The sequence below is a fragment of the Brevibacillus centrosporus genome (genome assembly GCF_046622605.1).
Taxonomy (GTDB): domain Bacteria; phylum Bacillota; class Bacilli; order Brevibacillales; family Brevibacillaceae; genus Brevibacillus; species Brevibacillus centrosporus.
This window is the reverse complement of sequence record NZ_CP176856.1, coordinates 5185795-5197536: the sequence shown is the minus strand read 5'-3', so window position 1 is coordinate 5197536 and position 11742 is coordinate 5185795. Positions and strand designations below refer to the sequence as shown.

General features: G+C 51.4%; 9 protein-coding genes. 6 read left to right on the top strand and 3 right to left on the bottom strand.

Annotated elements, in window-relative coordinates; translation table 11 throughout:
* Positions 1–360 precede the first annotated feature (360 nt).
* The gene (locus tag ACLIN2_RS26140; protein WP_327932113.1) at positions 361–834 is read left to right on the top strand and encodes a DUF4362 domain-containing protein; all 474 of its coding nucleotides are present in this window, start codon (positions 361–363) and stop codon (positions 832–834) included.
* Here ACLIN2_RS26140 and ACLIN2_RS26135 read toward each other — a convergent pair.
* The gene (locus tag ACLIN2_RS26135) at positions 831–2267 is read right to left on the bottom strand and encodes a PLP-dependent aminotransferase family protein (protein WP_411502568.1); all 1437 of its coding nucleotides are present in this window, start codon (positions 2265–2267) and stop codon (positions 831–833) included. The two genes, ACLIN2_RS26140 and ACLIN2_RS26135, sit on opposite strands and share 4 nt — an antisense overlap.
* Before the next feature lie 125 nt (positions 2268–2392).
* Between ACLIN2_RS26135 and ACLIN2_RS26130 the strand changes: the two genes are divergently transcribed.
* Positions 2393–3355, top strand: coding sequence for a proline dehydrogenase family protein (locus ACLIN2_RS26130; RefSeq protein WP_411502567.1), 963 nt, complete (start codon positions 2393–2395; stop codon positions 3353–3355).
* A gap of 441 nt (positions 3356–3796) precedes the next feature.
* Here ACLIN2_RS26130 and ACLIN2_RS26125 read toward each other — a convergent pair whose 3' ends face one another.
* On the bottom strand, positions 3797–5899 hold the full coding sequence (locus ACLIN2_RS26125) for a multicopper oxidase family protein (protein ID WP_411502566.1): 2103 nt from the start codon (positions 5897–5899) through the stop codon (positions 3797–3799).
* Between the two features lie 192 nt (positions 5900–6091).
* On the opposite strand from ACLIN2_RS26125, the gene ACLIN2_RS26120 reads away from it, so the two are divergent.
* Together ACLIN2_RS26120 and ACLIN2_RS26115 are read left to right on the top strand one after the other, a co-directional pair.
* Complete coding sequence (locus tag ACLIN2_RS26120) at positions 6092–7867, top strand: ABC transporter ATP-binding protein (RefSeq protein WP_411502565.1); 1776 nt, start codon at positions 6092–6094, stop codon at positions 7865–7867.
* The gene (locus ACLIN2_RS26115) at positions 7864–9666 is read left to right on the top strand and encodes an ABC transporter ATP-binding protein (protein ID WP_411502564.1); all 1803 of its coding nucleotides are present in this window, start codon (positions 7864–7866) and stop codon (positions 9664–9666) included. The genes ACLIN2_RS26120 and ACLIN2_RS26115 overlap by 4 nt, the downstream gene beginning before the upstream one ends.
* Before the next feature lie 57 nt (positions 9667–9723).
* On the opposite strand, the gene ACLIN2_RS26110 is transcribed toward ACLIN2_RS26115, so the two are convergent.
* Positions 9724–10281, bottom strand: coding sequence for a hypothetical protein (locus tag ACLIN2_RS26110; protein WP_411502563.1), 558 nt, complete (start codon positions 10279–10281; stop codon positions 9724–9726).
* A gap of 252 nt (positions 10282–10533) precedes the next feature.
* Between ACLIN2_RS26110 and ACLIN2_RS26105 the strand changes: the two genes are divergently transcribed.
* Both ACLIN2_RS26105 and ACLIN2_RS26100 read left to right on the top strand, forming a co-directional pair.
* On the top strand, positions 10534–10956 hold the full coding sequence (locus ACLIN2_RS26105) for a hypothetical protein (protein ID WP_170184371.1): 423 nt from the start codon (positions 10534–10536) through the stop codon (positions 10954–10956).
* A 121-nt stretch (positions 10957–11077) separates the two neighbouring features.
* On the top strand, positions 11078–11719 hold the full coding sequence (locus tag ACLIN2_RS26100) for a SurA N-terminal domain-containing protein (RefSeq protein ID WP_092273739.1): 642 nt from the start codon (positions 11078–11080) through the stop codon (positions 11717–11719).
* Positions 11720–11742 lie beyond the last annotated feature (23 nt).

Below are 11742 nucleotides of genomic sequence, written 5' to 3'. Positions count from 1 at the left end.
TCCACCACCAGAATCAAGTTATGGGTACGGAAGAAATCGCAGGTGGCGGTGTCCAGATCATTGCAGGAATTGTCCACCGGAGTGCTGTCGGCGTCGCAGATAGGAATCTGTGATTCCCGTTCATCGAAGGAAAGCACGTAATAGACTGACCCAAAAAAAGACAGCAGCAGCCATGGACAAAAAAATGTCCTGGACTGCTGCTGTTTTATTGAGCACAAAACCTCTGATCAGGACGAAGTAACGAAGACGCACGAGCGCATTTTGAACCGCAGATGAAGCAATAAAAATGCTCGAAACAAAATGGGCGAATTTCTCGTATAAACGATATACGAAAAAGAGATAAGGGGAGAGCAAGTGCAAATGCAAATGAAAACAATATCCTTACTGCTGACAGTGGTCTGTCTCCTCGCTGCCTGCGGGCAAAAGGAGCAGGCAGGCGGCGAGAGCACGCCAGCGTTTCCCGAATTAACCGATCCCTATCGAGCGGAAAAGGCCATCGAAAATGGGGATGTCGTGAATTTGCATAGCCGAATAGCCAACTGGGAGCGATGGGAGCAGTTCATGAAAAATGTCGCTCAACAAACGCCTGATCAGGTGCGGATCACGAGCTACACGATTGAAGGCGATCCGACTTTCGAAGAGCTGGTGTACGACGGAAAGAAAGTGGTTTTTACCTATGATGATTCGATGGACAAATATGGCGGAAAGGACAAAGGGCGCCAAACGACGACCTGTGAAGGAATCGCCATCGCGAGCAAAAGCAAGGGAAAGAACGAATACATATTAAAGGGCTGCGACAAAGAATTCGGTCAATATTTTGAGCTGTCGAACTAAAGGTTTTCGCCAGATAGGCTACCCGCCACAGACAGGACAGAGTAGAGGCGTTTGACACCTTCCACGATTTTTTCCTCCGATAAGTTGCCATATCCCAAGATGATCTTGTCTACGTGTCTGCCAGGGCATATCGCGTGCTCCTCCACCGGATAGACGCGGACACCGGCAACTTGCAGTTTTTCCAATAACGCAGGAGTAAAAGGAATATCGGCAAAGGCCGCAACGATGTGCAAGCCGGCAGATGCGCCTAGAATCCGCATATCCGTCGTTCCAAGGAAGGCTTGTTCCAGTGCCCTGCACAGTGCCTGCCTGCGCTTTCGGTACAACTTTTTCACCCGGCTGATGTACTTTTCCAGATGGCCTTCCTCGATAAACATAGCTAGAGCCAGCTGATCGAGCGCAGGTGTATGCAGGTCGGAGTACCATTTGGCGTCCCGGTAGCGTTCGACCAGGTCCGGTGGCAGTACGAGGTAGCCAAGCCTGAGCCCGGGAGAAAGGATTTTGCTGAAGGATCCGATGTAAATGACACGCTCCTCGGCGAGTCCTTGGAGCGAACCGATCGGGGCAGAGTCGTAGCGAAATTCGCTGTCGTAGTCATCCTCTACGATGTAGCAATCAGTCAGGCGAGCGTAGCGGATCAGCTGCAGCCTGCGTTGGATGGGCAATGTCCCGCCGAGTGGAAACTGGTGGGAAGGTGTGAGGAAAACAAAGCTTGGTGCTGACTCTTCGCGGGATGGCAGCTGCTCTGTCATGAGTCCGTACTCATCTGTGGAAACAGGACGAAGCACCGCCCCTGTCGCTTTGAAAATGGTTTGAATGTCTTGGGTGATCGGGTCCTCGATTACGGCGCTCTTGCCTTGGCCGAGCAGGACTTTGGCAATAAGCGTGAGGGCTTGGGTGGCACCAGACGTGACGATGATTTGCTCAGGCTTGCACTGGACGCCACGCGTTCGATACAAGTAACGGCTGACGACCTGTCGCAGCTCGAGGCGGCCTTCAGGACGTCCGTAGCCATAGGCGGATAGGGGAGCCTCCTGGCATGCGCGTTGGACCATTTTTCCCCAAGTCTGCCGGGGGAAATGTGTCAAATCAGGGACGCCTGAGCGAAAGTCGATGATCGACAAGGACTCTGCCTTGTTTTCTCCCGAGGAAATAGGCGGGGTTTCTTTGCGTGCGTGCTGCTCCAAATAGATTCCGGCAGAAACGAAGTACCCGGAACCTTTCCTGCTCTCCATATAGCCTTCCGCGAAGAGCTGCTCATACGCTTCGATGACAACATTGCGGGAAATGCCCAGATCCTCTGCCATTTTACGCGTTGACGGTAGCTTGTCTTGCGCCTTCCTGTCCCCGCGAAGAATCTGTCCGCGCAATTCTGTATACAGCTGTCGGGTCAAAGGTATCGGCTTGTCCCGATCAATCGTTATCCACGTCAAGACGAGAGAGACCTCCTTGCAAACTGGACCTATGAAAATCACAGCAAACTGGATCTAATCGTCTTCAGCTTACCATGGTAGGTTGATAGAGAGAAGTTCAATTCGCTTGAGGGGAAGAGAGCTGGATGACGAGAGACGAGCAAATAACGGCAGAGGTGCTGCGAACGATAGCCAGGGACGAAGAAATCAAGGAAACGGTACTGCGATCCCGTATGCTTTACCCGCTGCTGCTTGCGGCAGCAAAGCGTTATGTGACTGGAGAGTATCGGGCGGATGCACTAGGGATTGCTAAAGGCCTGGAAGAAAAGGGTTACCGGCTATCGGTGGAATACATCGGGGAAAACACGAGTAATGCAGCTGCATGCGAGCAGGCAAAAGGTGAGTTTTTGACTGTAATCGAGGAGGCGGCCATACTTCGGAAACCGACTGGCATATCCTTTGATTTGTCGCACGTGGGGCTGTTGGTAAGTAAAGAGCTGGCTTGCTTCCATGTAGAGGAGATGGCAGCAGCAGCGAAGAGGAATCACCAGTACTTGATGATCAGCATGGAAGAATCGACGAAAACGGAAGCGATTCTCTCCACCTATGAACAGTTGGCACAGCGCCACGCGAATATTGGGATTACGATACAGGCACATCTGCATCGCTCCGTGGAGGATCTCAAGCGCGCGCTGGTACTTCCGGGGAAAATCCGTCTGGTGAAGGGCGCTTTCAAGGAGCCTCAGAACCTGGCATTCGGGCGATCGGCTGAGCTGAACGAGCATTATTTGCAGCTTGCCAAGCTGTGTGTGGAGGCTGGTCATGACTGTGCAATCGCTACTCACGATCAGGAGATTATCGATGAGCTTCAGAAGAGAGAGTATCTGAAGCTGCCTCAGGTGGAGCTGGAGCTGCTGTATGGCGTGCGGCCAGAGCTGGCACTGAGCATGCGAAAAGCGGGCGTACCGGTGCGGCTGTACCTTCCTTATGGAAAGGAGTGGTATCTCTATTTATGCCACCGGCTCGCGGAGTATCCGCCGAACGTACACAAAGCGATCGCAGACATGCTTGATCCAGTAAGAACCACCCGTCTAGGGTACGAAGGATAGGTGGGCATGAGACCAAAAAGCCTCCGCACGGCAGACAGGCGAATGCGGAGGCTTTTTTTAGGCAAGTGTAGCTTTTTCACGCAACAATCCGTCTATACAGGTATGACATTACATGCCCGTTTATATGGTTTTGCGAGTTAAGGAAGAGTTGCCATCACTGGGCTGGGATAGCGGCGTTCCGGTCCGCATCAAAAAGAGGAGCAAAAGCGAGCAGGGAATCTGGATGCCACAGCGAACTTCACTCAGGGCAGTCTTGCTCGTCCGAAAGCAGAAGCTTCGCAGATTGGAACGGGTACCAGACAGCAGGAGGCAGCAAAAGAGAAGCCGGTAAAAGCGAAAAAACAGATAAGCCCACTCATCATAAGAAAAGCAGCCCATGCACATATGCATTCAGGCTGTTTTTTTACTCCAATAGGCTTTCTTTTGATCTAGGACAATCCATTATTCCGGCTGGTTGCGTGTCTGGCTACCGATGAGGAAAGGAGAGGAGATGCCCTCGTACACCAGATGCATACTCATTCCCAGAGCAGCATGGCTGAGATTGTGGCAATGATCCATCCACAGACCAGGATTATCGGCGCGAAAAGCGACGATGTAGGTCTCTCCTGGAGCCACATTCAACGTATCGGTCCACCAGGGGCTGCCAGTAGTTGGTTTGCCATTTTGACTGAGCACGAGCATGTGATGGCCGTGCAGATGCATCGGGTGGTCCATGAAGCTGCGGTTTACGAAAGTCATTTTGACGAGATCGCCTTCTTTCACATGCAGCATGGGCGTATTCGGAAAGACACGGCCATTTATCGTCCAAAGCCCATCCAGACGCCCGTTATAAAAACCGAACTGAACGTCAAAAACGAGCTGAAAGTCCCGATCGTATGTGGTTTGAAGCGTGAAAGGCAGCGGCAGAGGACGCCCATAGCTGGCAGGGTCAAAATAAGGCAGGCCGGGGAGAGGAGCAGGTGCTTCTCCCGAGCCATGTGGGCTGAGTAAGAGGCCGTTGTCATTATCTGTTTTCGATGGAGAAAGAAAAACAGGATGATCCGGCATCGTGAAAATGACGTCATATCTCCCGCCTGCTGCGAGAAGCAGCTGCTGATTTGCGATCAGATTCGGCTCATGCACGTCATTTCCGTCAATGGCTGCAACCTGAAACGATGCTCCCTGCAGTCGGAAGGTAGCTGGAAAGCTGTCCGCATTAATGAGCCGCAGGCGGACAGAGGTTCCCGGAGCAGCTGTCTTTGTCGTGCTTCCCGTTATGCCGCTCAGTGTAATTCTTTCTCCAGATCCAAGCTTGTGATGGACGAGTGCAAGATCAAGCTGGGGTGAGGGGGCTGGATTTGGCGTTGTGGCAGGCTCGATGATCAGTGCGCCCAGCAATCCCTTTTTTACTTGAACGGCGGATTGCTGGTGGGAATGGTACCAGTACGTTCCGGTTTGCTCTGCGACAAAGCGGTACACATGCGTTTCGCCGGGAAGCACGGCGTCCTGAGTGGCACCTGCGACTCCATCTTCTGCATTCGGCACATTCAAACCGTGCCAGTGGAGGGTGACACCTGCATCGATGTCCTTGTTCTTCAGCACGACTTCGACCAATTCACCTTGCTTCATGCGCAGCTCGGGTCCGGGATATTGGCCATTGTAGGTCCATGCCTCGATGGTTTTTCCAGAGGGAAGCTTGCGCATCGTTTTTTGGGCGGTCAACGTAAACTGGCGATCAGGTACCCCCGTTCGAGGACCCGTCAGCTCCGTCACAGAGACGGATGGGCCAGAAAAGGCAGGAGAGTGCTGGCCATGAACGAGGGCCATGCTCATTTGATCGGGCAGCCTGCTCGCATGCATCGCCTGACTGAACCAGGTAAGCGAACCGCCGGACAGCAGCAGGAGAACGAATACGCCGCGGAGGAATCGAATGACGAAACCCGATCGAGTAAGCGTTCCAGAGTGTCCAAAGCGCTGCTGCTGCCACGATTGCCAAATCCAAAAAGCGGAGGAGCCAGCGATCAGGCACCCCCAGAAAATCAAAAGCAGGTCCCATTGCAGTGTGACTGCGGGAATGAAAAATTGCAGAATAGCGGCGAGGATGGCGCCAAGGGCAAACGTGTAAACAGGTACGATCATCTCGGGTGCTGTTGCTTTATGCCGCCTGATCTTCTCCATTTCCCCGCTGGTCCTAGTATTGTCCGATGTGATGGCAAAGGGAGTGACAATCTGTCCGTGCGTCGCCAGCCGCCAGAGACGTGGTACCGTGACAAAGGCTGTCACGACCGCTGGCAAGAAAATGAGGGGGAGAAAACCGAGCAGCTTGTCTTTTATGTACATCCATCCAAATGATTCATAAAGCATGCAGGTCGTTCCCCATTGAGCGAGTGCTACAAGCAGCGCTGCACCGATCCAAAGCAGGTTCCAGCGGGCACTCTTCGCCGTTGCATACCCCGCAGGTCGAAAGACGAGGCTGCCGATCCGAAGCGCCGGGAGCAGCGTCAAGAGCAAAAGAATCAAATAAAGGCCTTGATCGAACCCGGCAAGTGCTTGAAAATCCGGCATGCGTATTTCCTCCTGATTATAAGTTCACGTTCTATCATAAAGAGGAAGCGGGAAGACCCAAACGTACTGAGGCATGATTTTGCCTCCGTCTCAGGTCTGACTCGTTCTGTGGTCTGACTCGCGTAATGGAGCCATATGATATGTGTCGGAGCTTCATTTGACAACACTCCACTCAGCAGGAGGTAGCTGGTCTTGGAAACCTTTAAACGATTGAAGTTGTACTTTTGGCCCTATAAGCGCTATTTCTGTATTTCGATTCTGTCGTTGTTTATCGTGACGGCCGTCACCGTGATCTACCCGCTTATTTTGAAGTACACGATCGACGAGGTCTTTACCCGTAGGCAGTACGCACTCGTACCTTATCTGGCGATCGGCTTCGTTTTGCTGATGGGAATCAAAGGGGTCGCGGTGTACTACCATCAATATTTCGGTGACTTGTTCGGTGTATCGACCGTGTATGAGCTGCGCAACGAATTGTATCGGAAGCTGCAATACCTCCCTTTTCGCTACTACGACAATGCAAAAACAGGAGATCTGATGTCTCGGCTGGCGGGGGATGTAGAGGTCTTCCGGTTCTTTTTGTCGTTTGGCTCAGCCCAGTTCCTGAACTTCTTACTGCTCACGGGCTTTGGCTTTGCCATCATGCTGTATCTGCATCCGTCCTTGGCGGTGGTTACGCTGTGCGCTATGCCGTTTGTCGGGTTTACTGCCTATCGCTTTGACAAACGGGTTCATGTCGCCTTCAAGCATATCCGGGAAGCTTTTGCCTCCCTGACGACAAAGGTCCAGGAAAATATCAGCGGGATGAATACGGTAAAGGCACTATCACGCGAAAACTTCGAGATCAATAGGTTTACGGACAAAAATCTGAATTATAAGGAAAATCACATCTCGACGGCCCGGATCTGGGGGACCTTTTTTCCATTGATGGAGCTGTTCGGCAATCTATGTGTGGTGGCTTTGCTGGTGTTTGGCGGGTGGCTGGTCATTCACGATCAAATGAAGCTAGGTGAACTGGTCGCTTTCTTCAGTCTGGTCTGGTTCATTATCGGCCCGTTGATGCAGCTTGGCTTTATTCTCAACTCGTATTCACAGTCGAAAGCGGCAGGGGAGCGCTTGCTGCAGGTTCTAGACGAGGAAGATGATCGTCGCCATGTGCCAGCAGCCGCAAGCCATGAAGAGGAGCTTCCAATAAAGGGGCATGTGCAGTTCATCGATGTCGGCCTCGCCTACAACGAAGCCAATGAGCATGCACTGCAGTCGATCAGCTTTCAAGCGCCGCCGGGAAAAATCATCGGGTTGATCGGCGCGACCGGATCGGGAAAAACGAGTGTGACTCAGCTGATTTCCCGTTTTTACGAACCGACAGCGGGAACCATCCTCATCGATGGAAAAAGCAGCGAGAGCTATTCACCCCAGCATTTGAGGCGGAATATGGGAGTCGTCTTTCAGGAATCGTTTCTTTTTTCCTGTTCCATTTACGACAACATCGCCTACGGACGGCCAGATGCGAGCAGGGAGGAGGTCATCCAGGCAGCTGCTTACGCGCAGGCACACGATTTTATCAGGGAGCTTCCAGATGGCTATGACACGCTTCTAGGTGAGCGGGGGCTGGGCTTGTCCGGTGGGCAAAAACAGCGAATCGCCATTGCCCGGGCTTTTTTGGTCAAGCCGAGCATCCTGATTCTCGACGATGCGACTTCTGCCGTGGACATGGAGACGGAATACCGGATCCAGCAGTCACTGCGAGAGGTAATGGTAGGCAGAACGACCTTTATCATCGCTCATCGAATCTCGTCATTGAAGCACGCAGATGAGATTCTCGTGATGGAGCTTGGACGGGTGATCGAGCGGGGGACTCATGAACAGCTGATAGCTTTCCCTGCAGGAGCTTATCGACGCATTTACGACATACAGTTCCAGGATCGGGATCAAGAGGCGCAGCAGGTGGAGGGGAGCCGGATATGAAAAGCAGGCAAAAACACGATCGCTTTCAATACTCCGTCGAGAACGTGATCGACAAGCCGTACAACTGGACACAAATGACCAGATTGATGGGCTACATGAAGCCGTATCTGGGCAAATGGCTTCCTTTTGCCATCCTTTCTCTGGCGGTAGTGACCTTGGTTCGGCTAGGGGTACCGTTTCTGATCAGTATCGCGATCGATGAGGCGATCCAGAAAAAGAATCTGATGGATCTGTTCGAGGTAGCGGGCATGATCATGGGACTGTATGTATTGGGATGGATGGAGAGTGCCCTGCGGATTCGCTGGACGAATCAATTGGGGCATTCCGTCATCTACGACTTGCGCCAAGAGCTGTTTACCCATATCCAAAGACTGTCCCATCGCTTTTTTGACAAGCGCTCGGCAGGCTCCATTCTGGTCCGCATCACCAACGACATCAATTCGCTTCAGGATTTGTTTACGAATGGCGTCGTCAATATCTTCATTGATATCGTGATGCTGATCGGCATTCTCGTCATGCTGTTCGTGCTGAGCCCAACGCTGACCTTTGGGATCATGATTGTTTTGCCGCTCATGTTCCTCATCTCCATTCAGCTGCGCAAGAAGATTCGCTTGGCATGGCAGACCGTGCGTCTCAAGCAATCCAAGATCAACTCCCATTTGAATGAGAGCATTCAGGGCATCCGCGTCACGCAGTCCTTTACCCAGGAGCAGGAGAATCTGGCTTTTTTCGAGCGGATGAACATGGACAACTTTGAAGCCTGGCGGACAGCCACACAGCGAAGTGCAACCTTTCGTCCCATCGTGGATATGGCAGGTGCCATCGGTACAGCGATCTTGATTTGGCTTGGAGCCACGCTCATTCAGGCGGATACGATCTCGATTGGCGTGTTCGTTGCCTTCGCTTATTATTTGGGCAACTTCTGGGAGCCGATTTCCCGCTTGGGGCAGGTGTACAACCAACTTTTGATGGCGATGGCGTCGTCAGAGCGAATCTTTGAATTTCTCGATGAGAAGCCTTCTGTGCCCGAACAGCAGGAGGCAGTGGAGCTGACCGATATTCAGGGAAGCATTGTTTTGGAGGATGTCCAGTTTTCCTACGACGGGCAGCGAGATGTTCTGCACCACATTGATTTAAAGATCAAGGCAGGCGAAACGATCGCACTCGTGGGGCATACGGGATCAGGCAAGACGTCCATCGTCAATTTGATTTGTCGATTTTACGATCCTACAGGCGGCAGAGTGAAAATAGACGGAGTTGACCTTACGCAAGTCCGATTGGAGACTCTTCGTTCGCAAGTCAGCATCGTTTTGCAGGATACCTTCATTTTTTCAGGGTCAATCATGGACAATATCCGCTTTGGAAGGCCGGACGCGACGGATGAGGAAGTCATCCAGGCAGCTTGTGCGATCGGCGCCGACTTTTTTATTAGTCGGCTGCCCAATGGCTACCACACAGAGGTTGAAGAGAGAGGGAATGTGCTCTCGCAGGGAGAGCGGCAGCTGCTATCCTTCGCTCGGGCCCTGCTCGCCAATCCGAAGATACTGATTCTCGACGAAGCAACCGCAAGTATTGATACAGAGACGGAAGTAAAGGTGCAGCAGGCACTGAAGCGGTTGCTCAAGGGCCGGACAGCGATCGTCATCGCTCACCGGCTTTCCACCATCCGGGAGGTGGATACGATCGTCGTGCTCGACCACGGAACGATCATCGAGCAGGGCAATCACACCAGCTTGATGGACAGACGTGGTGTGTACTACGATCTCGTCCTCTCGCAATTTCGGGTGTTGGGTACTTGAGCGGGATGGGATAACAAAAGGGGCATTGCCAGTTGGATGGCAGCGCCCCTTTTTTCTTTACCTCCTGGAGTGACGATTGTTGCGATGCCGCTTTCTCCAGTTTCTCTGGGAGGCGGGATTATCGTTTGCTTCGTCACCCTCCTCTTCCTGATTCTCTACTTCTTCTTCGCCCTGTTGTTCATCCACGATGTCACCGATGTCACGAATGGCGGAGAGAGGAAGTCTGCGCACTTCATTCCCGTTGACCAAAACAGCTTCTTTTTCGCCTACTCCTGCCAATATGCCGTCGACCTGATCTTCGTTACCACGATTGAATCGGACGGGGGACCACAGCAAGCTCGCGAGTATGGACGAGAAGTTTTTGCCATCGAAATAATGGACTTCCTCGTCGGTGCCATCCGTGCTTGGAGAGTTGTCCGCAGATTCTTCCTCATCGTATGGAGTAAAACCTTGGATTCCGTTCTTCGTGTAGTAAACGATCCCATCGCGACCGTTATACAGAACCAGGTGGTCTTTTTGGTCTGCAAGCAAGATTCCGGTTCTGGAATCGGCTTCTCCGCGACTTACGGCTACGAAACGACCTACGAGCGATTCCTCTTTTTTCTTTTTTGCCACTTGTATCCCTTCCTCACTGTCTTTCGCTTGAAGTAGTCAAATGAAAGGAACCGACTTTTTCATTTGCTATCGCTACTATATGCGTGAGAGTGAGACAAGGTATAAGCAGATGACGCAGGGATTTGTCCCATTTTGTGAAACAGCCCTGCTCTGCCTTTTTTTGCTGTCGGACAAAAAATCGGGTAGGAGTACAAGCAATCCGTTTCTGGTCCTCATATACAAGATATTACAAAGGACGGAGGAGGTGGACCCATGACGCCAGGAGAAAAAGATTCCCAGAAGGAATTCGATTTACAGCATTTGCAACGGATCTATCAACGCCTGGATAAATTCGAGGAACGAATTGACAAGCTTGAAGGAAAAGTAACAGTTGCCACGAAATGGCTGGAACGTATAGAACACCGCTTGGAACGGATGGAGGAAGTGCGCGCAGAGCTCGTGCAGGCATTAACGAAATTGCAAACGGAAATAGCAATGAAATCAGGGATAACAGATAAAGAGAAAGATATCATCATGCAGCTGTTGAACAACGAGAAGACGGACAAAGACAATCTAGCACAGATCATCGAAGGAGATAAAGGAAGAAAGCAAGAGCGTTTTCTGCAAATATGGGCAGTCCTGGGCCCCGTGATCGCCTCCGTTCTTACCTCTTTTTTTACGCGTTGGTTCATGTGAGGGCGGAGGTTTCGCGTTTAAAATAGATGAAATGTGGAAAACCTGTGTAAACACGTTCCATTTTTCTACCGCAACTCCTGTCTATACTGGAGGATAAGTAAAAGAAAGAGAGGATTTCTACGTGAAGAAGTTTGATGTTTCCATTCTTTCGGCGTCTATCCTGTTGGCAGGACTTGTCGTATTGGGTGTTTATCAGGCAGGTCAAAAGGATCTCGACCCAGCTGTCGTCAAAGCGGGGGATACGGAGATCACGCAATATCAATTGTATGATGAAATGAAAAATCTGTACGGAAAACAGATGGCAAATGAGCTTGTTGCCCAATCTCTGATCAAGCAGGAAGCGAAACAGCAAAATATATCCGTTTCAAAGGAAGATATAGATAAAGAAGTAAATGCGATGAAACAGCAGATCGGATCCGACCAAGCCTTCCAGGAGTACCTGAGCGGGATGGGGATGGATGAGAAGACCTTGCGCAGTAAAATGGAAGTGCTGCTAACTCGCGACAAATTGTTGGACAAGGCGTTTCCTGTAACGGACGAGCAAATCCAGCAGTACTATGAAGCGAACAAAGCGCAAATGGGCTCGCCTGCTCCTGCATTGGATAAAGTCCACGATCAGATCAAATCGATGCTGTCTGAGAACAATCGCAGTGAAAACTACAGCAAATGGATGGAAACGATCGAAAAAACCCACAAAGTAGAATGGTATGATCCTAGCTTTGTAGAAAATGCAGCAGATGCAAGTGTTCCTGCCACGCCATAAAGCAAGATCGCCTATACGATACG

What these genes read in the sequence shown, in the direction of transcription:
- ACLIN2_RS26105 (WP_170184371.1), top strand. Translation starts at nt 10,534, where the DNA reads ATGACGCCAGGAGAAAAAGATTCCCAGAAGGAATTCGATTTACAGCAT.
- ACLIN2_RS26140 (WP_327932113.1), top strand. Translation starts at nt 361, where the DNA reads ATGCAAATGAAAACAATATCCTTACTGCTGACAGTGGTCTGTCTCCTC.
- ACLIN2_RS26115 (WP_411502564.1), top strand. Translation starts at nt 7,864, where the DNA reads ATGAAAAGCAGGCAAAAACACGATCGCTTTCAATACTCCGTCGAGAAC.
- ACLIN2_RS26130 (WP_411502567.1), top strand. Translation starts at nt 2,393, where the DNA reads ATGACGAGAGACGAGCAAATAACGGCAGAGGTGCTGCGAACGATAGCC.
- ACLIN2_RS26125 (WP_411502566.1), bottom strand. Translation starts at nt 5,899, where the DNA reads ATGCCGGATTTTCAAGCACTTGCCGGGTTCGATCAAGGCCTTTATTTG.